This window comes from Temperatibacter marinus (assembly GCF_031598375.1).
Classification (GTDB): domain Bacteria; phylum Pseudomonadota; class Alphaproteobacteria; order Sphingomonadales; family Kordiimonadaceae; genus Temperatibacter; species Temperatibacter marinus.
This window is the reverse complement of record NZ_CP123872.1, coordinates 1,967,650-1,991,132: the sequence shown is the minus strand read 5'-3', so window position 1 is coordinate 1,991,132 and position 23,483 is coordinate 1,967,650. Positions and strand designations below refer to the sequence as shown.

Below are 23,483 nucleotides of genomic sequence, written 5' to 3'. Positions count from 1 at the left end.
CCTATTCGTATCTAAGTGCATTGATGGGATTTTGAGATGCTACTTTATAAGCACGGCTGGCAACTGTGACCCAACTCACAAGAAGAGCCACCACTGAGGCAATAGCGACCATCAAGACGACAAATTCTTGACCTAATCTATATTCAAAGGCCATAAGCCATTCATTCATGAAATGGAAAGCAATCGGGGCGGCGATCAATCCACCCAACATAACAGGTTTTGAAAACTGCCAAACCAACAGACTAATGATGTCAATCAAGCCAGCGCCAAGTACTTTCCGAATGCCAATTTCTTTTGTCCGTCTCTCTGCCGTATAACTAGCAAGGCCGTACAAACCAAGACATGCAATCACAATAGCAAGCAATGCAAAAGCTGCGAAAATTTTACCTTGTGCTGTTTCAGCTGCGTATTGTGACGCCATCATCTCATCTAAATGTTGGATGACAAGGGGCTGGAGCGGCGCCCGCTCACGCCAAATTGATGATAACTCTTCCACCAAATTTGTGACGTCTTGACGTGCATATGAGACCGTCATTGATCTGAACGCAGCAGGATTTTGCATATAAACGCTAGGTCTAACGCCGTATTTCATTGACCGATAATATAAATCAGGGATCACCCCAACGATTTCTAGCTCATAATTGCCAGCTCTGAATACATTTGCTCTAACACGGCGACCAATCGCAGCTTCGATGGATGGTAATCCCAAGGCTTTTACAGCAGACTCGTTAAGCAGGATAGTTGACCTGCCCATCTCTGTCGCACCTTCAGGTAAGGCTACGATACGATCTGTCCCATAGTCATCACTAAACAACCGGCCGGCAAGAGGGGTGACATCATAGCTTTCGAAGAAACCGACACCCATTGTGTGATAATTGATTACCACTGACTGCTGTCCTTCAACTGTCCTGCCATCACTATCTATAAGTGTAAAACCTGTATTATTTTCATTATCTTGGGTAGGCACTTCCGAAGCCCAAGAGACTGAGGTTACGCCGTCAACTTTGGACAAAGCCGTGCGCATCATTTCTTTTTGCTCATCAGGCAAATTTCTGCCGCTGACAACAAGTTTCTGCCCAACCTCATATCCAGGGTTTTTACTCAAGACATAGAAGGTTTGCCCGTATACAACAGCTGTACTCACCACCAAACCAATTGAGATCGCAAACTGAAACAAGACAAGAGCAAACCTAAATCGACTTGAACCTTTCGTTTCCGCACTCTTATTCGCCTTTAAAATGCGGGCCGGCAAAAATCCTGAAAGATAAAGGGCTGGATATGACCCCGCTACAAGACCAACCACTAAGGAAGTGCCAAGTAGCATCGGCAACGCCAAAGGTGTTGCCGTGAAATCAAGGGCTAAGTCACGAGATAAAATTTCATTATAGCTCGGCAAAATAAGCTCAACTGCTGCTATTGCAAAAAGCAGAGCGATGAAAGAAACAAGAACCGCCTCTCCTAAAAATTGAAGCGCTACTTGAGTGCGCGACGCCCCCATAACTTTCCGGAGGGCAACTTCACGGGCTCGGCCTGTGGCTCTGGCTGTCGCTAAATTCATGAAATTGATACAGGCAATCAAAAGAACCAGGATCGCTACAGTCATAAAAGTATAAACAAGGGTTTTATCTCCAAGCGCTTTCATATCACCAATGCTTCCCGCTTGTGTGCGGGCGTTGAGGTAGATATCCTGGATTGGCATAAGCTTATGTTGAACAAAGTCTGTGGCTTTCGCTTCTGCAGACATCTGGGCCACTTGATCTTTAAAGACGCTCTCCGTATTGATGAACTGTGAAATGCGCGATTGCAGCTCTTCAATTTCCGCCCCTTCTTTCAGTTTAAAATATGTATAAGTATTCACGCTAGACCATGTATTCAGCATATTTGGAAAAGGATCGAACAAGGCAGGGTCAAGGTGAATGAGGAAGGTGAAATTCAGATGAGTATTCGTGGGAAGCGCATCAAGAACACCTGTAATTTTATATGGCAAGGGCGGAGTCATCGGCGAATTGAAGGTCAATGTTTCTCCTACAACATCTGTCCTTCCAAAATATTTAATCGCCATTTCCTTGGTTAAAACCATATCGTTTTTGTTATTAAAAGCCTCAGCCTTACTCCCCGCAATGAAAGGGAAATCAAAGAGCGAAAAAAAAGAGCCATCAGCATAGGTTACAGTCTCGTTAAAGGCTTCTCCGTCAACCTGCGCCGTAAAACCAACACTTAATAAACGCGTTCCCTCCGCAACCTGCGCGTTTGCATATGATTTTATGGCTTCCATCATACGACCTGCGCTTCGGATCGTGTGGAATGGTACACGGCCCGCGGGAGTATAGCTGGTGTGAAGCCTAACAATTTTCTCACTCTCAGGCAGGTTTTTCTCATAGCCCAATTCGTCTTGAACGAATAACATGATCAAAATGCAGCTCATTAACCCAAGGGCAAGCCCAAAGATATTGATGGCTGAAAACATACCGTTTTTTATGAGATTTCTCCACGCTGAGAGGCAATAATTAATCCACATTGTCCTATCCTTTTTCTTATATTATCCGTACTGTCGTCTTCTTATTCGTATCGCAAAGCCAAAATTGGATTGGATCTAGCGACACGCATTGCATGAAGAGCAATGACACTCCAAGACAAGAAAATCGCCGAGAAGCCAGCTAGCAATGTAATCGGTACAAGAGTATCAATCCTATCTGAGAATAGATTGAGATACTGGCCTGCTAAGAAATACGTCAATGGCAACGCAATCAATAAAGACACGATGACAGGTTTAGAAAATTGCAGAAGCATCATACGGATTAATTGTGACACCGATGCCCCTAATACTTTTCTAATACCAATCTCTTTAGTCCTTCCACGGGCCATAAACGCTGCGAGCCCGAACAATCCGATGAGAGCTAAACTCAATGCGACAGCTGCAAACATCGTGATGACCATGTTTAATGTTCTGAAAATATTATAGATCCCTTCAAAGACCGCATTCAGAAATTGGTGTTCAATTGGATAGTCAGGAATGACAGCCTTCCATGTTTCTTCGATCTCTTTTATGACAGAGGCGGGCGCGCCCTTTTTAATTCGGATTGCACCATAGAAATGCGGGTCCCAGTCATTCATAAAGATCCAAGCTTTAACTTCATTATGCAGTCCAAGAATATTCTGCGTTTCTACGACACCGATAATGTTATAACGAAAGGCTGCCAGTTCCCCAGGTCTTCCATAAAATGATTGTCCAACTGCCTCTTGCGCATTCTTATAGCCTAAACGCGTGGCCAGAAGTTCATTGATAATGACATTGCTATCACGATCTTCCCTATTCAAGCGAATGTCTCCACTATTCCCTCTTTCAAAATTTCTACCTGCAAGCAGTTTAATATCAAAAGTAGGTAAGAAACCTTCCGCTGTATAAAGGACATTTGTTGGTAACCGGTTATTTTCATCACCCTCTATCCTAGAGACTGAGCGTTGGTTGTTGCTTTGCTCGAATGGAACTTGGCTGGCAAAAGTTACCTGCTCCACATCAGGCAGTTTCATCAATTCAAGTTTCAATGTATCTTCTCGATCGCGAATAGACTGTTTGCTCATGCTTGTAAGTGTCAGGACTTCATCCTTTGGGAAGATTTGACTGGCATCTTCGACTTTTTTATTTTGGAAATAGATGATCATCACCATTGCGAGCATCAGAATTGATAAAGTGAACTGCAATCCAATCATCACAGATCTAAATAAACTGCCTCGCGCCCCTTTCATGGTCATTTGCTTAAGCGCTTCAATAGGATTCACGCGCGTGATTAGAAAGGCAGGATAGAGACCTGCAAGAAGGCCAACACCAAGCGTGATTAAAAGGAGCCATGGCAGCAATTCACCGTAATTCAGTGTGACTACCCGACCAAGGCTGGCATTAAAACTAGGGACCAACACCTCTAAAATCACAAGCGATATGATCATTGCGATAGAAACAATCGTTATGCTTTCGACTAAAAATTGAATTAGCAGTTGCTTCCGATCCGCACCCAAGGTTTTGCGCATTCCTACTTCACGAACACGCCCCATACTTTGCGCTGCAGCCAGATTTGTATAATTGACAATCGCTATAATGAGGACAAAAGTTCCAAGGATCAGTACAATTTCAATTGCTGGAATTCCGATCGCATCCCACACAGATGAATTGGCTTTTGAGATGGGCCTAACTGTCTGCGCTGTCATGAAATTTTCTCGAATCTCTGGATCTACATTATTCACAAAGACCGTATTAATTTTCGCTGTTAATTCGTCAATATCCATAGGCTTCTTAGTCAGTACATAAACGTTATTCCCCATGGACAAGTTATTCCAATTCCCTTGAAGATCCCAATCGTCTATCCGATTTAAACTCTCAAGCGGTGCAAAAATATTGTACCCGTTGGTATCTATTATGGAGGATAAGAAATGACTATTTTCAGGTAAATTTTCAATCACTGCCCTGACGGTTAAGTCATGTGTATGATCCAGCATGATGGTCTTACCAACAATATCGAGGCGGCCAAACATCTTTATGGCCTGATCACGTGATAGAACGGCCCCTTTTGGATCAGCCAGCGCCCGACTATTCCCCTCTAGATAGACGAAATCAAAAATTGCGAGTAATTCTTTATCCATGAAACGAATGGTCTCATTAAAATGCTTATCCCCTGCACTTGCCAAATAACCCCGCCTCACTGTCCGAGCGACGGCCTCCACATCATCGCTCATTGAGGCCTGAATGAGCGGTGCCATGGCTGTGTAGGTTGAACTGAGCTCTTGCACACCAATATTAGCATTTGGGTGAAGAGTTGCGCCCACTGTATAGATGCGCTTATGCTGAGCGAACATGGTATCATGGTTTAATTCATAATCGGCGAGTATCCCGCCAAACATAAAAATGGTCAGCCCTATGGCAAGACCCATGATGTTTATCAGAGCATAAAGCTTATTCTTTTTTAAATTTCTCAGCGCAATCAACACATAATTCTGAAACATTTTTTTTCTCGCTTCACTTTGTTTATCGTTAGCACGGCTTATTATTCTGCCGCTTATTTCAGGAGACTATTTTGGCAAATGTCCCCCATCCACTGACAGAATGATCCATCAGTGCTTCATACTCCCAACTTAATGAAAGGCCTGCGTTTTACTGAGCGGCCCGTAAATTTTCTGTGACCACATGGCCATCAAACAGATTGATTGTCCGGCGGGCATAATCAGCATGGGCTGGAGAGTGTGTCACCATAATGATGGTTGTGCCTTCATCATTCAGCGCTTGAAGCATTTCCATGACTTCCTGCCCGTGAGCACTATCAAGGTTTCCTGTTGGCTCATCAGCAAGAATAAGAGCCTGATCGCCAACAACTGCTCTGGCAACAGCCACACGCTGCTGCTGTCCCCCTGAAAGCTGACTTGGCATATGCTTTGCTCTATGCGCGATGCCCACTTTATCCATAACTTTTGCAACGCGGGCTTTACGCTCACTTGATGGGATATTGTGATACAGTAAGGCAAGCTCGATATTTTCTTCCACCGACAATTCATCAATCAGGTTAAAGCTTTGGAAGATAAATCCAATATTATGTTTTCTAATTTCAGAAAGTTGCCCTTCTGAATAATCTGAAATATCTTCATCCATAAAAAAGTAATTGCCGTCGCTGGGTGTATCCAACATGCCAATGATATTCAACAATGTTGACTTGCCGCACCCCGAAGGGCCCATAATCGCAACAAATTCACCTTGCTCAATTTCAACTTGAACTTTATCAAGGGCAACCGTTTCAACCTCGTCAGTTCTATAGATTTTCGAAAGATTGTGTAATTTCAACATGGACATTTTATTTTTCCTTTCTTCCTCGCTGATTAATCTTGGTATTTTATTATTTGGATAATTTCAGTCTATCCATTTGAGTGTAACTTGTATAAGGGCTAGTCACCACACGCTCCCCTTCCTCTAGGCCTTCGATAATCTCGATAAAGCGATTGTTTCTTCGTCCCATCTTAACCTGACGACGCACAGCTTGCGACCCGTCACTGGCCACGACAAAAATCCAATTTCCCCCTGTATCCTGATAAAAGGCACCATTAGGAATCATCAGTGCTTTTGAACTATCCCCAAGGGTTAGCTTACTTTGAATGGTCTGGCCCCGACGAATATTAGAAGGTTGGCGGTCCAAAAAAGATAGATCTATGCGAAACTGGCCATTTGTCACTTGAGGATATATTTTTGATACACGCATATCATAGGTTTTCCCGCCCCGATCAAAGCTAGCCCGTTGATCAATATCCACGCGACCAAGATAAAATTCATCTATATCAGCTTCTAATTTGTAATTATTAGGTGTATCAATTTGACCCAAGCGGCCTCCACGGCTGATGCTTTCTCCAATTTCCACATCAAACCCAGAAAGCTTGCCATTAACTGGTGCTTTTACATTCATATTATCCAAATTTGCGCGAGAAATCTCGAGATTGCTTTCAAGACGCGCTGCTGTCGCCTTAAGAAAGGAAAGCTGCTCTTCTTGCATTCTTGTATCAGTAGCTTGGCTCTCAAGTGTTAGCTCAAGACGTTGCTTATACCAATTCAAGGTATCCTGAGTATCTTGAAACTTTGATTGCGCGACATTCCCGCGTTCCGCCAACTCTTTCTCTCGCAAAACTTGACGAGATAAAAGACTAATCTGATACCGAATGTCGGTCAAATTTCGTTTATGCTGAAGTCTATTCTGCTCTAACCTCAGCTCAATTGAGCGCATGTTATTCAATTGCTCTGCAACACGAGCTTCATTCCCGAGAACATTTAGCTGAAGGCTCGTATTAGATAATATAACAATAGGGTCGCCAGCTTTCAGTAAAGTACCGTCTTCAACAAGGATTTTTTCAACACGCCCTCCTTCTATTGCATCAAGATAGACAGTTTTAGCCGGTGTCACACGGCCGCGAAGGGGGTAGAAATCTTCAAATATACCTGATTGCACCTCTGATATAACAATCCTGTCTTCATTCACCTTAAGTGAGCGCCCCCCAGACCCTGCCATCATGTCATAGATAAAGTAACTACCAATGACCAAGACGAGCGCGTAGGCTGCCCATTTAGGAAGCCATGTTTTCTTTTTTGTCACTTGGCGGTCCATGCCCGCACCAGATTGAGCCCCTTCATGGCCTTGTCTTCCCGCTTGAAGCTCGCTGTGAAGTGAACTCTTCATTCCCTTTTGATCAGAAAGATCTTGAGCATCACTTTTTGCCTGCGTCGCTTTTCTGCCTTTTGGCATTTTAATTTGCTTCAGCTTGCGAGGCTCATTTCCCTCAATAGGCTTACCGTCATTATTATCATTGTTATCTGACATATTTTCCTCTACCCACTTTCTAACTCCTCGCCCAATGCTGGCTTGTTATCTGTCGTATTACCAGTCTTAATTTTGTAGTTTTTCATTTTCATTATCGCTATCGTACCTCGGGTTATTCAGATACACCCTTTTAGTAGCAACTGCTGTGCCAAATACTAAAGTGTTGTTTTAAATAAATTTTTTCTAAAAACGTCCGATTTCGAACATTCTTTACTGTACGTTTTCGAACATTTGGTGTACAATATTGAACACTTACAAAATAGTCTAAAGAATAAGCGTATGACAAAAAAAGACGGAAAAATATTAATTGTTGATGATGACGAAGATATTCTCACGGCAGGGAAACTTCTTTTGAGACGGCATTTCAAACAAGTCATGACCTGCAACAAACCAGAGTTTATCCCAGAATTACTGAGTAGCCATCAATTTGACGCTATTCTTCTGGATATGAATTTTGGCCCAGGTGAAAGCACAGGTGAGCAAGGGTTTATCTGGCTTGGAAAAATTTTGGAAATTGATCCAAGTGCCGTCATTGTTATGATTACTGCGCATGGCGGCGTTAATATTGCTGTTGAAGCCATGAAACTTGGAGCCACTGATTTCATTGCGAAACCATGGCAAAATGAAAAAGTCGTCGCAACTCTATCAGCCTGTGTAAAGCTTGGAAAAACGAGGGTAGAAGCAAAATCTCTAAAGCAGAAAAATGAAGCCCTTATCGCAGCATCTCTACCCTCTCAGCATAATATGATTATCTCTTCGTCAGGTCCCATGAATGATGTGCTCACATTAATCTCTAGGACAGCACCAACCGAAGCCAATGTATTTATCCTCGGTGAAAATGGTACAGGCAAAGAGCTGGCTGCACGGGCCATTCACACAGCAAGCTTGCGTAGGAACAATGTCTTTATGTCTGTGGATCTAGGGTCTCTATCAGAAAGCCTTTTTGAAAGTGAATTATTTGGGCATAAAAAAGGCGCCTTCACCGGTGCAAGAGAAGATCGAACTGGGCGCTTCCAAGCTGCATCAGGCGGCACTCTTTTCCTTGATGAAATCGGCAATTTACCGAAGCATTTGCAAGCTAAACTGTTAACAGTTCTAGAACAAAGAACAATTACACCCCTAGGATCAAATGACGTAATTCCAATTGACGTAAGAATTATTACTGCAACCAATATCCCTAAGACGTCCATAATGAACGAAGACCATTTCAGACAAGACTTACTGTTTCGATTAAATACTGTTGAGATTAATCTTCCTCCGCTGAGAGAGAGACGGGAAGATATTTTAGCCATAGCCGAGCATTATATTGCTCACTATTCGAAGAAATATCAAAAAGCCATCAAACCTCTGAGTCAGGCTGCCATTGAAGCGATGACGAACTATGACTGGCCTGGCAATGTGAGGGCCTTGCGCCATGCCATAGAGCGAGCCATTATTCTTGCTGAAGGGGAAAGCTTTCAACCGCAAGATTTCTCGATGGACACAAGTGGTGAAGGTGAAACGAAAACAGCGCAACCTAAAAGCACACCTCTTGTAGACGATGATTTAAACCTTGAGCGCATCGAGAAGAAAGCCATTGAAGTCGCCCTGAGAAAAAACCAGTATAATATTTCGCATACAGCTAAAGAACTTGGTCTCACAAGAGCTGCACTCTACAGACGGATGGAAAAACATGGGCTTTAAGAAATTTTCATTATTAATTGCGCTCAGAACCACTCTCTTAATCGGGTGTATCTCTATTTTAGTGCTGCTCTTTAATACACCAGGATACCATGCCGCGACACTGTTAGTCATTGGTGTTCTTGCCGTACTTCTCACTGAATTTTTTCGTTTCGTTTCAAAAACAAACAAGGAACTTACACGGTTTCTTGACGCTGCGCGCTATGCTGATTTCTCGCAGCGCTTTAAACTCAGTGGTATGGGAGCTGGTTTCGGGGAGCTAGGCGAAGCCTTTACAGATATTCTTGACCGTTTCCAAGAAGTCCGTGCTGATCAAGAACGTGAGCTCCGCCGGCTGAAAGCACTTATTGAACATGTTCCCGTGCCCTTAATCTCAGTCCATCAAGATGGGTTGATCACTTTGTGGAACAATGCTGCTCGACGATTATTTGGTAGTGCTAAAATTACTCGCCTGAGCAATCTTAGCCAATTTGGTGAAGAATTCCTCAGAGAAATCACGACTATTCCACCAGGGGAAAGGCGCTTAGCCTTATTTGAAAATGACGGTGTTGAAGAAAAACTTTCTCTAGCCGCAACACAAATCATATTTGGCGGCAAAAGTGAGAAGCTCATCAGTCTGCAAGACATTCAAAGTGAATTAGACGTTGTTCAACTTCAAGCATGGCAAGATCTCGTTCGAGTCCTAACACATGAGATAATGAATAGCATTACGCCTGTCGCAAGCTTAGCAACAACCTCTGTAGACTTGGTCGAAGATGTCAAAACAAAAGTTGCAGACAATCCCGAACTGGTCGAAGAACTACAAGATGTATCAGATGCTGTCACAACAGTAGCAAGGCGCAGTGACGGCCTGATGAGTTTTGTCTCAAGCTATCGCAGACTTACCCGTCTTCCCCCGCCGCAAAAAGAGACGATCTTGCTTGGAGAGTTGGTCAAACAGGCGCAAGTGCTAGGAACACAGCAATGGGAAGATAAAGAGCTCATGATCAACATTTCCATTGAACCCACCGAGTTGGATGTTTCTGTAGATGCAAATATGATCGAGCAAATTCTCATAAATATGATCCAAAATGCTGAGCAGGCATTAATCGGTACTCACAATCCTACAATATGGATCAAAGGTTTTCTCAGCAAGCGAGGGCGTCCTGTATTAGAGATTAGTGATAACGGTCCTGGCATAGCAGACGAAATTATAAAAAAGATTTTCGTGCCTTTTTTCACAACAAAACGAGATGGGTCAGGTGTTGGCTTGGCCCTCACTCGACAAGTCATGATTGCTCATGGTGGGAACGTGAAAGTAACCAATTTAGAACAAGGGGGCGCTTGTTTTACCCTGACATTTTAACTTGGCATGTCGAGCTTATGATATTTTATCATTAACGTTCTAATTTAGTTGTTAACAAAATACTGGTCTTAGTACGCTCAACACCTTCAATGCCACCAAGAGTATCCAAAGCATAATCAAGCGCAGATGTCGTAGACGCCCCAACAATTGCAATCATGTCATATTCACCAGAAATTGTGTAAATGGACAACACCTCATCCATTTTCTTCATAGAAGCCACCACGGCAACCTGAGCCCGGGGCTGAATTTTGAGCATCACATGCGCTCTAACCCCTGTCTCGCCTTTTTCACCCATCTTCAAGGTATAACCTGCGATCACCCCAATATCTTCTAACCGGTTGATACGGTCTTGAACTGTCGTCCGAGACATCCCGATCTGACGTGCAATTTCACTGGTTGACAGTCGTGCATTTCTGCGCAGCAAGGCAACTAGCTTTTCATCCTTCTTGTCCATTTTCACGATATTTCCGTTATTATGTTAAAAACTATGCATCATATTGTACAATTTTACACTTCATTTCAACAGTTTCTTTTGTCACAATATCTTTATTGGTTTTCAAGAAACAGGTATGCGATAGCCTGTTTCGTCCCTGACTTTATGGTTGTAATCGACTTGCTAGTCTTTAACGGAAACCTTTCTGGGGGAACAGGGGTCACCACCCTTACCCTGTTCCCTTTTTTCTTTTGTCTACACCTCGGGGGAGGAGCAGGCATTTGAATTTAGGGCGGGAAGAAAGTCACACATTTTAGAACCTTAGGTCTGGGCATGTCCTTAGGGTTTATTTCTAAACGATACATCTATTGGAGGGCAAAATGAAAAATATCTTAGTAATGGGCGGCGGTAAAATCGGCGAGATGATCAGCAGCATGCTTGCAGACTGCGGGGATTATATGGTGACCGTTGCAGACCGCGATGAGATGACTCTTGCACGTATCACAAAGCACCAGCGCATAGAAACAGCTGTTGTTGATGCTTTAGATGAAAAAGCAATGGATGCAGTTATGGCAGGAAAATACGCTGTCCTTATGGCATGCGGTCATGTGATGACCCATGTGATTGCACCGGCGGCTAAAAAAGCAGGGGCGCATTATTTTGATCTCACAGAAGATGTTAAGTCAACACGCCTTGTAAAAGATCTCGCCGAAGATAGTGAAACTGCCTTTATACCGCAGTGCGGCCTTGCCCCAGGTTTCATAGGCATTGTTGCGCATCATCTAACAAAGAATTTTGACACACTCCATAATGTTCACATGCGCGTTGGTGCCCTTCCCGTGATGCCATCCAACGCCTTAAAATATAACCTGACATGGTCGACAGATGGCTTAATCAATGAATACTGTCAGCCATGTGAAGCCATTATCGACGGCGTAAAAACTGAAACGCCTCCGCTCGAGCAACTCGAAAATCTATGCATTGATGGCGTCGAATATGAAGCTTTTAATACATCAGGCGGCCTTGGAACACTCTGCGAAACACTAGAAGGTAGAGTGAGGAACTTAAATTATCGCACAATGCGCTATCCAGGCCACCGTGATATTCTCAAACTTCTTTTGCAAGACCTTCGCCTTAATGAGCGTCAAGATTTGATGCGGGAAATATTCGAAAATGCTCTGCCTCTTACGCAGCAGGATGTTGTTGTAATTTATGCGACAGTTTCTGGCACTCAAAATGGCAAATTCATGCAGGAAAGCTACTCTCAGAAAGTCTATGCAGGGGAAGTGAACGGCAAAATGCAAACCGGCATTCAGATCACGACAGCAGCAGGTATTTGTTGCATGCTTGATATGTTAGTCAATGGGGACCTCCCTCAGAAGGGCTTTGTTCGCCAAGAAGATGCTGATTTTAATATCTTTATTGCAAATCGATTTGGCTCAGCTTATGCAAAGAAAGAGGGGGTTGATCAATTGGTGATCAATGCTGCAGAATAGAAGTCTCTTCTATTTATCTTTTGACATGAGAGGGCGCTTATGGGCGAGCAGATTACAGGGGGCGAAGCCCTCATCCAAGCATTGTTAGACAATGGGGCAGACATGGCTTTCGGCGTACCTGGCGAAAGTTATCTCGCAGCCCTTGATGCCTTACATGCAAAAGAAGATTCCCTGCCTTTCATAACCTGTCGTCATGAAGCAGGCGCTGCGAACATGGCTGAAGCATATGGTAAAATGACCGGAAAACCAGGCCTTTGCTTCGTTACAAGAGGGCCTGGTGCTACTCATGCAACCATTGGGCTTCATACAGCTTTCCAAGATAGCACCCCAATGATTATGCTTATTGGACAAGTTGCAAGCGACCAGCGGGACAGAGAAGCTTTTCAAGAGGTTAACTATACGCACTTCTTATCAGAAGTGACAAAATGGACCGCTGAAATCCATGACGCTGATAGGATTGCAGAATATATTGGTCGCGCCTATCGTGTTGCCACCAGCGGTCGTCCTGGGCCTGTCGCCTTAGCCTTGCCAGAAGATATGCTCACATCCCTGACAACTGCACAAAAATCAATTCCTTTTATGCCATCAAAGCCAGCCCCTAGTGAAACTGATCTTGCTGCTTTTAGTGAACTTCTAGAAAATGCAGAGCGCCCTCTTCTTATGGTTGGCGGCAGTGGTTGGACCGATGAAAGCTGTGCGGCGCTTTTGGCATTTGCAGAGAATAACAGCATGCCTGTCTGTGCAAGTTTCAGATGCGCTGATCGAATGAACAATGATCATCCAAATTATATGGGAGATATGGGTATTGGTGCTAATCCATCGCTTATAGCGCAAATGGAAGAGGCCGATGTCCTGATTGTTCTGGGTGCGCGTCTCGGCGAAATGACCACAGGAGGATATAGCCGCCTCAACCCGCCAGTTTTGGATAAAACTCTTATTCATATTCATGCAGGCGCTGAAGAAATTGGTCGTGTTTACCAACCAGACCTTGGTATCAATGCCACCCCAACAACCTTTTTACGCGCGCTTAAGGACAGTAGGTTTAAACATGCCGAAAAATGGCAAACTCTTGTCACTGAAGGTCGCCATTCTTATGAAAAATGGAATGAGCCAGTTGCCTGTGAAGGCGATGTTCAGGTTGCGGACCTCTATTCCCATATGAAGAATACGCTCCCTGAGGATAGTATCTTTTGTAATGGTGCAGGTAATTATGCCGCGTGGCTTCATAGATTTTGGCGATATAGAAAGTTTCCCAGCGAATTAGCACCTACATCTGGCGCTATGGGTTACGGAGTGCCTGCCGCCATTGCAGCAAAACTTATTGCTCCAGAACGTACTGTGCTCTGTGCAGCTGGCGATGGCTGCTTCATGATGAGTGTTCAAGAACTTGCTACGGCAGTTCGCTATAAAGCCAATGTTATCTTTCTTGTGTTTAACAATAGCATGCTGGGCACCATCAGGATGCATCAAGAAAATACCTATCCAGACCGCATAAGCGGCACTGACTTAACCAATCCAGATTTTGTAGCTCTTGCCAAAAGCTTTGGCATGCAAGCTTGGCGGGTTTCAAAAACTGAAGATTTCAATTTGATTCTTACCGCCGCACAGACAGTTGATTGTCCGAGCTTAATCGAAATAACCGTTGATCCCCGTGCAATTGCACCAGGGAAAAACTACACAAAACTATAAGAGGTCTCTATGAAAACGAAAGTTGCAAACCTACTCAAAGAATTATATTTAGATCCTGCAGATCTTACAGTCGGCAATTTAGATGTCACAACGCCAATCAATGGTGAATTTATTGGCAGTGTAGGGACTGATATCCCCTCTTCTGTAACTCACAAGATTGAACAATCTGTAGAAGCTTTCAAAGCTTGGCGAAGCTTGCCAGCACCGCGGCGAGGTGAGCTTGTGAGATTGCTAGGAGATGAACTCCGCACTCACAAAGATGCTCTTGGGGCTCTTGTTTCTGCTGAATGCGGTAAAATACTCGAGGAAGGCAAAGGCGAAGTCCAAGAGATGATTGATATCTGTGAATTTGCTGTAGGCCTGTCTAGAGCTATTAATGGACAAACCATCCCTTCTGAGCGACCCGGCCACCATATGCGTGAATACTGGCAGCCTATCGGCCCCGTTGGCATCATTTCTGCTTTTAACTTTCCTGTGGCTGTTTGGTCTTGGAATGCGGCACTTGCTCTCATCTGCGGTGATAGCATCATCTGGAAGCCCAGTGAAAAGACACCTCTTACAGCACTGGCCTGCCAAGCACTTCTAGAGCGCGCTATCGCTAAATTTGGCGATGATGCCCCAGCCAATCTAAGTCAGGTGATCATAGGTCATGCCGATGTTGGAGAGACAATGGTTGATGATGAGCGTATGGCACTCATCAGTGCGACAGGATCTACAAGAATGGGCCGAGCTGTCGGTCCTCGAGTTGCAGCTCGCTTTGGAAAATGCCTCCTAGAACTGGGCGGGAATAACGCTATTATCGTTGCCCCAACTGCAGATCTTGATATGGCGATCCCAGGCATCGTTTTTGGTGCTGTGGGAACAGCAGGTCAGCGTTGCACATCAACACGCCGATTGATTGTTCACGATTCTGTCTATGACAACCTTGTACCGCGCCTCAAGAAAGCATACGAAAGCATTTCGATTGGTGATCCGCTGTCTGGCGCCCTTGTTGGCCCCTTGATCGATAAAGATAGCTTTGATGCCATGCAACGAGCGCTTGACGCTGCAAAAGCTGAAGGCGGGGCTGTCTTTGGAGGTGAAAAAGTAACTGTTGAGGGCTGTGAAGGCGGCTACTATGCAAAACCTGCCATTGTAGAAATGCCTGCTCAGTCAGAAAGTGTCTGCGAAGAAACCTTTGCTCCTATTTTATATATTATGAAATATTCTGAGTTTGAAGAAGCAATGACAATGCAGAATGATGTGCCACAGGGGCTCTCCTCTTCTATCTTTACGAATGACATGAGAGAAGCAGAAATGTTTATCTGTAGCTCTGGTTCAGATTGCGGGATTGCCAATGTGAATATCGGTACAAGCGGCGCTGAAATCGGCGGTGCCTTTGGTGGAGAGAAAGAAACTGGAGGCGGTCGAGAAAGTGGATCAGATGCATGGAAAGCCTATATGCGCCGTCAAACATCCACTGTAAATTATAGCCGTGAGTTGCCATTGGCACAGGGTATTAAATTCGACATTTAAATGTCAGATATACGCTCACAAGAACCCACACCACTCTGCACCTGCAGAGTGGTTTTTTTTACGATCCGTTAAAGGCGATACACCCATTCTTAGGTTGCTGATGCCAAAATTTCTGCTTTACAGCGAGACCCAAACCTGAATTCTCAATTTCAATGAGAGCATTATTTAACTGTCTTGCAATATTCGCATGTCTGCTGCTTTTATGCATGGCAATATAGGAGGGAACACTGTCCAGATGTTCGACGCGATATTCAAGCCCCTTACAAGTATAGACTGCTCCATTTGATAAATTAGGGATTTCAAAGTCAGAAATTGTGCTGGTTACGCGCCCTTTCAGCATCAATTTGAGAGCTTTTTGTGGTTTATTGATATCCATTTTATATTCGGCACCAATTTTTCTCATAAAAGGATCAACTTTTTTACCAAGATAAAATCCTCGGATATACCCTATGCGTCCTTTTTGAAGGTCATTCAGAGACTTAATCCCTTGGGGGTAAGTTTTATTCGACAGCAATACTAACACACTGTGCATATAAAGCGGAGATTCGACAAATTCGTATCGCTTCGCTCTTTCCTCTGAATAGAAAAGTGATAAGGCTGCATCCATACGACCCCGTTCGAGCAAGTCTAATAAGCGTCCTGCTGATGGCATGGAATAAAAGGTCGCTTTATAGCCCGCCTTTTCTACTAAGAGGCGCATTTTCTCTACAAGAAGGCCAGAAGTGACCTTGCCATCTTTGACAATAACAAAGGGATATTGATTAAGAACCGCAACGCGCAGTTCTTTTTCTTTTGCTTTAATACTGCAGCTGATTACGACACACAGAAGAAAGATACATACTCTAAACATGCTACTCAATTTACCCCATATACAATCCATATAAAAAGACCTTTCCCACGAAGGAAAAGGTCTCTTAATTCGATACTGGCGGGTAAGCCAGCTCAGAAAATTTTAACGACGACGAGCCACTAGACCATCACGCTCCAGACGTTTACGCTCGAGTTTACGAGCACGACGTACTGCAGCAGCCTGTTCACGAGCTTTCTTTTCAGAAGGCTTTTCGTAAAAGCGACGCATCTTCATTTCGCGGTATACACCTTCACGCTGAAGTTTTTTCTTCAGTGCACGAAGAGCTTGATCCACATTATTTTCGCGTACAACAACCTGCATTGGTTGTTCACCCCTTTCTAAAGTTAAGATATGCGACTCAAGGCGGGTACCTAAAGCCACTAACAAGGGGGGCTTTCTATCAAAGTTTTTTGGGAAGTGCAAGCGATTCTCTTTTAATTTATAAGTCTAGACGGCGCGGAAGCCTTATATTATGATGAAACAATAGCTTAGAGAAGGCAGACTGCATGACTAATGATGAGACACCGCTTGAAATACGCCCTAAACTTTTAGAGGCCATGCTCCCCCATGTAGCATTTGATGGTTGGACAAAAAAAACCATGTCCTTAGCCGCTGATGACCTTGGGATTAGTCCTGAAATAGCTGAGCTTGCCTATCCACAAGGGCCTATTGAGGTCCTTCAAGACCATCTGAAACAAGCCGATGAGCAACTTCTAGTCGCCATCCAGGCTCTCCCTTTAAACGAGATGAAAATCAGAGATAAAATTACACAGGCTATTAAGTTACGCCTGCAAGGTGCACACGCTGATAAAGATATTGTCCGCAAAGGCGTGGCTCTTTTAGCGCTCCCCCAATATGCACCGATTGGGATGAAAGCTTTATGGGATACGTCTGATCTTATGTGGAGAGCTATTGGCGATACAAGCACAGACCATAATTGGTATACAAAACGAATGACTTTATCGGCTGTCTATTCAGCCGTCCTAACCTATTGGCTTAACGATGAAACCGAGAATAATGACGGGACTTGGGAATTTCTCGATCGACGGATAGAAGATGTCATGAAAATTGAAACAACTAAGTTTCAAATTAAAGAGGTCACAAAAAACATGCCGTCCCTCTCTAAATTCTTTGGACGCTTGAGGTACCCTAACGCTTCATGACCCTTTCTTTAGACAAGATCATTCATCAATGGCGCCTTTATCTCGAAACGGAAAAAAGGCTATCTCACCATAGTGTTCAAGCCTATTCACGTGATCTAGGGTTTTTCATTGCCTTTTTAAGAGATTATAAAGGTCAAGACATCACGCCCCGACTTTTGGAAAGCCTCCATGTCAGAGATTTCAGAGCCTTCCTGGCTGAGGAAAGACGGACTGGTAAAGGCCCTAAGTCTGTATCTCGCCGCCTCTCTTCAATTCGAAATTTCTATAGATATTGCTCGCGTGTCCATCATCTCAAGAATGACTCTATCAGTGCCGTCATAGCCCCAAAAGTTACAACAAGCTTACCCCGACCGCTCACCGAAGCAGATAGTGAGACTGTCATTGATACCATAGGCGATTTTGCTAAAGACGATTGGCAGGGTGCAAGAGATACTGCAGTCCTTATCCTTTTATACGGGTGTGGCCTTCGGATTAGTGAAGCGCTTCAATTAAATGGCAGGGATATACAATCCCGTGCCACTTCAATCATGATAAAAGGCAAGCGAGATAAAGAACGTCTTATTCCTCTTCTGCCAATCATTCATGATGCACTGGATCGATATAAAAATTTATGCCCCTATATAATTTCAAAAGAATCTCCTCTTTTTTATTCAGCGAGAGGAAAGCGATGCAATCCTCGTATTATTCAAAAAGCAATGCAATCAGTGAGAGCGGCACTTGGGCTACCAGCCACAGCAACGCCGCACGCCCTGAGACATAGTTTTGCTACCCACCTTCTCTCTGCCGGTGGTGATTTAAGAACCATACAAGAATTACTCGGCCATACAGACCTCAAGGCGACACAAGTCTATGCCGACATAGACGCAGCCCGCCTCAAAGATATTTATGATAACGCGCATCCAAGGGCTTAGGGCATGAACGATCTACACCTCATTCGTCTCATACGGCTTTATTCTTTTTTGCTTCTCTATGTAGCACTAAGCCTGTTTGCTATCTTGCTTGTATTCGCGGCTTTTTCTTTCTGGCCGTATCTACAAACAGAGAATTCAATTTTCATCATTCTCTTACAATCCCTCAGCGGGATTAGCGCAGCAGTTACAGGATTGAAATTTTCACTTATGCTTTACCGCGACAGAAAGATTCATAAGATCGGATTGACTTTAGATCAACTGATCTATCTTCCGCATCTGATCGCTGTCTCCTTCTGTTTAATGCTATCCAGCTTTCTCTTTAGTAGGATCTAGGCGGTAATCTCAAAGGCAGCCATACTAGCGAGTAATTCTTTAAAATCCAGAGGCTTAGCAACATAGGTATCGCATCCAGCCGCCAAGCATTTATTCTCATCCTCATCTAAGGCATATGCAGTTAAGGCAATAATAGGGATATGTGAAACAGCCTCATTAGCCTTTAAGAATCGCGTGGCTTCAAAACCGTCCATGACGGGCATATTCATATCCATAATGATACAATCAGGAATTAATTTGAGGGCCATATCAACCCCTTCCTGACCATTTATAGAACAGACGACATCAAAGCCTTTTCGCTTAAGACGTCGCATCAGCATGTCTCTATTCATTTCATTATCTTCAACTATCAGAATTGTTGACATGGTCGCCCCTCTATCTCTCTGTCGTTTTTTATGCCGTATTTTCTAAACACGTGACTCATTGATTGCACGATTTGTCAGTCGATCAACTTCTGACAACAATTGATCCCTTGAATAGTCACCCTTACGCATAATATTGTAAACCTTACTGTCCAAACGCATCCTATCTTCGGTGGTGATTTCCTTTGCTGTTACAATGATAATTGGGATGTCATTATGGCGTTCATCTCTTCTAAAGTGCTCCATAAAATCAAAACCATCCATGACGGGCATCATTAGATCTAGAAGAATGACATCCACATCGTTTTTATTTAATTTCTCAAGCCCTATCTTACCATTTTCAGCAACTAACGTAGTGAATCCACCCTGCTTTAAAAGGCGGTCCATCATATCTCGAATGTCTTTTTCATCCTCAACTATCAAGACTGTACTCTCTGTAAATGGACTATCCTCCAAATTCATAGTGACACGCTTTAAAAGGTCATCTTTATTCACAGGTTTCTGAATATAATCTGTTGCGCCAAGAACATAACCTCTTTTTGCTTCATCAACCATTGTACAAATTATGACAGGTATATTTTTTAGCTTATCTTCTGCCTTCAGTAATTCTAGAACTGCCCAACCATTTAACTCTGGCATCATTATATCTAAAATGATCAAATCAGGCTCAAATTCTCGAGCCATCTGAAGACCCTCATTACCGTTTTCAGCTTCAAGAATTTCCACGTTTTTAGAGGATAGATAGCGCTTGGTTATTTCACGCGCAACAGACTCATCATCAATGATAAGAACCCGAGGTGATGTTTCATTCCCGTCATGTTTTTGAGCAACAATTGCATCGGTTGTATCTTGCACAGTCTCTTCTAATGAAGCCGACTGATCTCCTACTGATGGGAGGATAGAACTCGATAGCGGCTCAACAGTCGTTTTCCCCTGGCTCGCGAGAATGTCATCCTGGGCAAGCGGCAGTTTAAAGGTAAAGGTAGACCCTTCCCCCAAAGTACTGCGCACGGAAAGATCACCGCCCAGTAGCTCTGAAAATTCCTTTGATATTGCAAGCCCAAGACCGGACCCGCCATAATTCCGAGTTGTACTTGCATCAGCTTGGGTAAAGGCTTCAAAAATATTTGCCACCTGATTTTCTGACATCCCAATACCAGTATCCTCAACACGGAAAACAACCTGCTCTTTACCGTGATCAGACGCACCGTCCACTATCAGACGAACATTACCGTCTGCGGTAAACTTGGCTGCATTACTTAATAAATTAAATAGAATTTGCCTAACTCGTTGCTCGTCTGTATGCATCAAGGTTAATTTTGAGGAAACATCAAACGAGAAATAATTGTTATTCTTTTTAAAGAGAGGCTCCGTCGTAGAAGAAACACTTCTCACCATTTCTTCAATACCGACCTCTTCAATAATGAGATTCATTTTATCCGCTTCAATCCGTGATAAATCGAGAATATCATTTATGAGGCCAAGAAGATGACGGCCGGCGCTGAGGACTTTACCTAAATCATCGACTTGATCGTCATTATCCTCATCTTCAGCATCCTCTTTCAGCATTTCAGAATAGCCAATAATCGCATTCAAAGGCGTTCTAAGCTCATGACTCATATTGGCTAAAAATTGAGATTTCGCTTTATTCGCAGACTGAGCGGCTGTCATAGCTTTTTCTAACTCTCTGTTGAGAGTTGCGAGTTCAGACTGTTTCTCTTCAAGGTTATTATACGCTGTTACAAGATCTTTTGTTTTACGCTCAACCTTCTTTTCAACCAACGCTTTAGTCTTTTGTAAGTTGTTCACAGACCAAAACAATAAAGCTGTCACCAGCAGGCCAAAAAACAAGACCAAAGTGGGACTCAGAAGACTTGGACTATAAAGATCACCTGTGGGGGTAAAAACCATATTAATATTTGAATATGGAAAATTAATTTTTCCCTTCAAGTAAAGCCCTGTCAGTCCATCATACTCAAAATCGGATTTAGAATATTTTTGACCATATTCATAATTCACTGCAGTGGCAAAGGGATCTGCCCCCTGCAACTCAATCTCTGCATCACTTGGGTCTATAAATTCCGTTTGGAGCAGAGAAACCTGAATGTTATTAAACTCCAAATCATCCATCACTGACTTTAAAAACTTCCGGATATCAATCAAAGCCGTCGCGATATGCTTTCTTTTCTGAACACCATTTTCTTCTTTAATGACCGACTTTGAGACAACCCAATAACCGGAATGAGTGGCCCCCCAGGCTCGCTGAAATTGAATGGGGGAAATGTAAACCTCATCATCGCGTGTATGGTTTGTGTAGTAATCAGCAACAATACTATAGCTGCCATAATCAAATCCACTCTTGATATAAGGATCTTTATCGTTCCATTTATAAGCCACCAGATAATGGCGCCGTTTAGGAAGATCGTATATTTTCCGCCAATCTTTCGTATATTCATAGGGAACTGTCGAAGCATGGCGCTCAGGATTTTCTCTCTGTAATGTTGCTGTCCATGCCGCCAGTTCACTTGTTTCAACCTGATCCATTGTATACACAGAAATCATGGATTGAATTCCTGAAAAGGCCACATTCAAGAACTTATCAAATTCATCTTGGGACACATAATTTGAAGCTGAAAGAAAGGCTTCCAATTCTTTGATAAGATTCACATGATGTCTAAGTTTATTCCCAAGTACAGTGCTGGCAATCTGGCTTCTGTTTAGAAATGCGTCAGTCTTCTCTGCTTTTTCGTAAGTGTATATCAAATAAGAAGAGATCAGTGTTAACACGACACCGATCACAATTGTTAAGCGCGCAAAATTTAAATTCACCATAGCCGTACACCCCATACATAGCCGTATCATTCCACTGTTTGGCTCAATCACTAAAACCAAAAAAATACCCTCTGTTTTTAGAGGGTATTCCTTAATTTTTCTTAAATATATAGTGTAAATATACGATTACATATGAATCGGACGACCATGAACAGCAAGCGCCGCTTCTTTCATCGCCTCAGTTTCAGTGGGATGCGCATGACAGGTGAGTGCAATATCTTCTGCACTCGCACCAAACTCCATAGCAGTAGCAGCTTGAGCAATCATATTGCCTGCGTCAGCCCCAATAATATGAACACCCAATATCCGGTCTGTTTCTTTATCTGCTAAAATCTTAACAAACCCATCTGTATCCTGGTTTGCTTTGGCACGACTATTTGCAGTGAATGGGAATTTTCCAGCTGTATATTTAACACCTGCCTCCTTCAGTTCATCCTCAGACTTACCGACCGAGGCAACTTCAGGGTGTGTATAAACAACGCCAGGAATAACATCATGGTTCACATAACCCGTTTCGCCCGCAATATTTTCAGCAGCACAGACACCTTCATCTTCGGCCTTATGGGCAAGCATAGGGCCTTCTACGACATCACCGATCGCCCAAATGCTTGGCACATTAGTTGAGAAATCATGATTGATCTTAATCCGGCCCCGGTCATCCATCTCAACACCCACGGTCTCTAGTCCTAGGCTATCTGTATAAGGTCGCCGTCCTACAGACATGAGAACAATGTCACAATCAATTGTTTTGGAATCCCCACCTTTAACAGGCTCAAATGTAACAGTTGCGCCAGATTTCGTCTTTTCGACACCAGTTACTTTTGAGGAAAGGTGCAACTTAAAGCCTTGCTTCTTCATCATACGTCCAAAGTTTTTGCGCACTTCTGTATCCATACCAAAGAGCAACTGGTCTTGGAATTCAACAACTTCCACTTCGGCGCCAAGACGTTGCCATACAGAGCCAAGCTCCATACCAATAACGCCGCCCCCAATAACAACCATCTTTTTAGGCACGTCTTTAAGTTCTAAGCCACCAGTAGAAGAAACAATCGTCGTTTCATCAATTTCAATACCAGGCAAACTAGCGACATCAGACCCTGTCGCAACGATAAAGTTTTTAGCTTTTACTTTTTCAGTGCCTCCGGCATTCAATGTGACATCCAGAGTATCTTTTGCCGAAAACGTTCCCGTACCTTTGATCCACGTTATTTTGTTTTTCTTAAAAAGAAATTCAATCCCGCCTGTTAACCCATTCACGATGTCATCCTTTGATTTCATCATAGAAGGTAAATCTAAATCAACGCCCTTCACGGTGAACCCAAATTTCTCTGTCCCGTGTTTAGCTTCATGATAATGGTGCGAGGAATTTAGCAAGGCCTTTGAAGGCATACATCCCACATTCAGACAGGTCCCACCGAGTGTTTCTCTCTTTTCAACACAGGCTGTTTTTAAGCCGAGTTGCGCAGCGCGTATAGCCGCGACATACCCACCAGGACCAGCACCAATTACGACAACATCATATTCAGACATA

Annotated in this window: 18 protein-coding genes; 8 read left to right on the top strand and 10 right to left on the bottom strand. The window is 43.5% G+C overall.

The features are described 5' to 3' along the window. Position 1: 1 nt before the first annotated feature. The 4 genes from QGN29_RS08820 to QGN29_RS08805 all read right to left on the bottom strand — a co-directional run bounded on the left by QGN29_RS08820 (position 2) and on the right by QGN29_RS08805 (position 7,343). Positions 2-2,518, bottom strand: coding sequence for an ABC transporter permease (locus tag QGN29_RS08820; protein WP_310797489.1), 2,517 nt, complete (start codon positions 2,516-2,518; stop codon positions 2-4). Between the two features lie 41 nt (positions 2,519-2,559). After that, positions 2,560-4,995, bottom strand: a complete 2,436-nt coding sequence (locus QGN29_RS08815) for an ABC transporter permease (protein WP_310797488.1) — start codon at positions 4,993-4,995, stop codon at positions 2,560-2,562. Positions 4,996-5,143: 148 nt separating this feature from the next. Next, positions 5,144-5,827, bottom strand: a complete 684-nt coding sequence (locus QGN29_RS08810; protein ID WP_375164699.1) for an ABC transporter ATP-binding protein — start codon at positions 5,825-5,827, stop codon at positions 5,144-5,146. Positions 5,828-5,876: 49 nt separating this feature from the next. After that, positions 5,877-7,343, bottom strand: a complete 1,467-nt coding sequence (locus QGN29_RS08805) for an efflux RND transporter periplasmic adaptor subunit (protein ID WP_310797486.1) — start codon at positions 7,341-7,343, stop codon at positions 5,877-5,879. Between the two features lie 279 nt (positions 7,344-7,622). Here QGN29_RS08805 and QGN29_RS08800 point away from each other — a divergent pair, with 279 nt between their 5' ends. Together QGN29_RS08800 and QGN29_RS08795 are read left to right on the top strand one after the other, a co-directional pair. Next, on the top strand, positions 7,623-9,026 hold the full coding sequence (locus QGN29_RS08800) for a sigma-54-dependent transcriptional regulator (protein ID WP_310797485.1): 1,404 nt from the start codon (positions 7,623-7,625) through the stop codon (positions 9,024-9,026). Beyond that, the gene (locus QGN29_RS08795; protein WP_310797483.1) at positions 9,016-10,368 is read left to right on the top strand and encodes a sensor histidine kinase; all 1,353 of its coding nucleotides are present in this window, start codon (positions 9,016-9,018) and stop codon (positions 10,366-10,368) included. Before QGN29_RS08800 ends, QGN29_RS08795 begins: the two co-directional genes overlap by 11 nt. Before the next feature lie 31 nt (positions 10,369-10,399). Here QGN29_RS08795 and QGN29_RS08790 read toward each other — a convergent pair whose 3' ends face one another. Beyond that, positions 10,400-10,822 (bottom strand): Lrp/AsnC family transcriptional regulator, encoded by a 423-nt coding sequence (locus QGN29_RS08790; RefSeq protein ID WP_310800028.1) that lies wholly within the window; start codon positions 10,820-10,822, stop codon positions 10,400-10,402. Positions 10,823-11,181: 359 nt separating this feature from the next. Here QGN29_RS08790 and QGN29_RS08785 point away from each other — a divergent pair, with 359 nt between their 5' ends. Genes QGN29_RS08785 through amaB form a run of 3 tightly spaced genes read left to right on the top strand, consistent with a single transcriptional unit; the run spans position 11,182 to position 15,501 of the window. Continuing rightward, positions 11,182-12,297 carry a saccharopine dehydrogenase family protein gene (locus QGN29_RS08785; protein WP_310797482.1) on the top strand — a complete coding sequence of 372 codons (1,116 nt, stop codon included), beginning with the start codon at positions 11,182-11,184 and terminating at the stop codon, positions 12,295-12,297. 39 nt (positions 12,298-12,336) lie between these two features. Beyond that, entirely contained in the window at positions 12,337-13,986 is a 1,650-nt protein-coding gene (locus QGN29_RS08780; protein WP_310797481.1) for a thiamine pyrophosphate-binding protein, read from the top strand. A gap of 9 nt (positions 13,987-13,995) precedes the next feature. Then, complete coding sequence (gene amaB / locus QGN29_RS08775) at positions 13,996-15,501, top strand: L-piperidine-6-carboxylate dehydrogenase (protein ID WP_310797480.1); 1,506 nt, start codon at positions 13,996-13,998, stop codon at positions 15,499-15,501. Positions 15,502-15,559: 58 nt separating this feature from the next. Here amaB and QGN29_RS08770 read toward each other — a convergent pair whose 3' ends face one another. Both QGN29_RS08770 and rpsU read right to left on the bottom strand, forming a co-directional pair. Beyond that, entirely contained in the window at positions 15,560-16,381 is an 822-nt protein-coding gene (locus QGN29_RS08770) for a substrate-binding periplasmic protein (protein WP_310797479.1), read from the bottom strand. A gap of 72 nt (positions 16,382-16,453) precedes the next feature. Continuing rightward, positions 16,454-16,672 carry a 30S ribosomal protein S21 gene (gene rpsU, locus QGN29_RS08765; RefSeq protein ID WP_310797478.1) on the bottom strand — a complete coding sequence of 73 codons (219 nt, stop codon included), beginning with the start codon at positions 16,670-16,672 and terminating at the stop codon, positions 16,454-16,456. Between the two features lie 185 nt (positions 16,673-16,857). On the opposite strand from rpsU, the gene QGN29_RS08760 reads away from it, so the two are divergent. Genes QGN29_RS08760 through QGN29_RS08750 form a run of 3 tightly spaced genes read left to right on the top strand, consistent with a single transcriptional unit; the run spans position 16,858 to position 18,758 of the window. Further along, a complete protein-coding gene (locus tag QGN29_RS08760; RefSeq protein ID WP_310797477.1) occupies positions 16,858-17,514 on the top strand; it encodes a COQ9 family protein in 657 nt (218 codons plus the stop codon). Then, positions 17,511-18,425, top strand: coding sequence for a tyrosine recombinase XerC (locus QGN29_RS08755; RefSeq protein WP_310797476.1), 915 nt, complete (start codon positions 17,511-17,513; stop codon positions 18,423-18,425). Before QGN29_RS08760 ends, QGN29_RS08755 begins: the two co-directional genes overlap by 4 nt. Positions 18,426-18,428: 3 nt before the next feature. Continuing rightward, positions 18,429-18,758 (top strand): hypothetical protein, encoded by a 330-nt coding sequence (locus tag QGN29_RS08750; RefSeq protein WP_310797475.1) that lies wholly within the window; start codon positions 18,429-18,431, stop codon positions 18,756-18,758. Here the strand turns inward: QGN29_RS08750 and QGN29_RS08745 are convergent. From QGN29_RS08745 to lpdA, 3 genes are all read right to left on the bottom strand, one after another. Beyond that, entirely contained in the window at positions 18,755-19,123 is a 369-nt protein-coding gene (locus QGN29_RS08745; RefSeq protein WP_310797474.1) for a response regulator, read from the bottom strand. The genes QGN29_RS08750 and QGN29_RS08745 overlap by 4 nt on opposite strands. 42 nt (positions 19,124-19,165) lie before the next feature. Next, positions 19,166-21,952: a hybrid sensor histidine kinase/response regulator gene (locus QGN29_RS08740; protein ID WP_310797473.1), complete on the bottom strand. Its 2,787-nt coding sequence runs from the start codon at positions 21,950-21,952 to the stop codon at positions 19,166-19,168. 126 nt (positions 21,953-22,078) lie between these two features. Beyond that, a complete protein-coding gene (gene lpdA, locus QGN29_RS08735) occupies positions 22,079-23,482 on the bottom strand; it encodes a dihydrolipoyl dehydrogenase (protein ID WP_310797472.1) in 1,404 nt (467 codons plus the stop codon). Position 23,483: the final 1 nt, after the last annotated feature.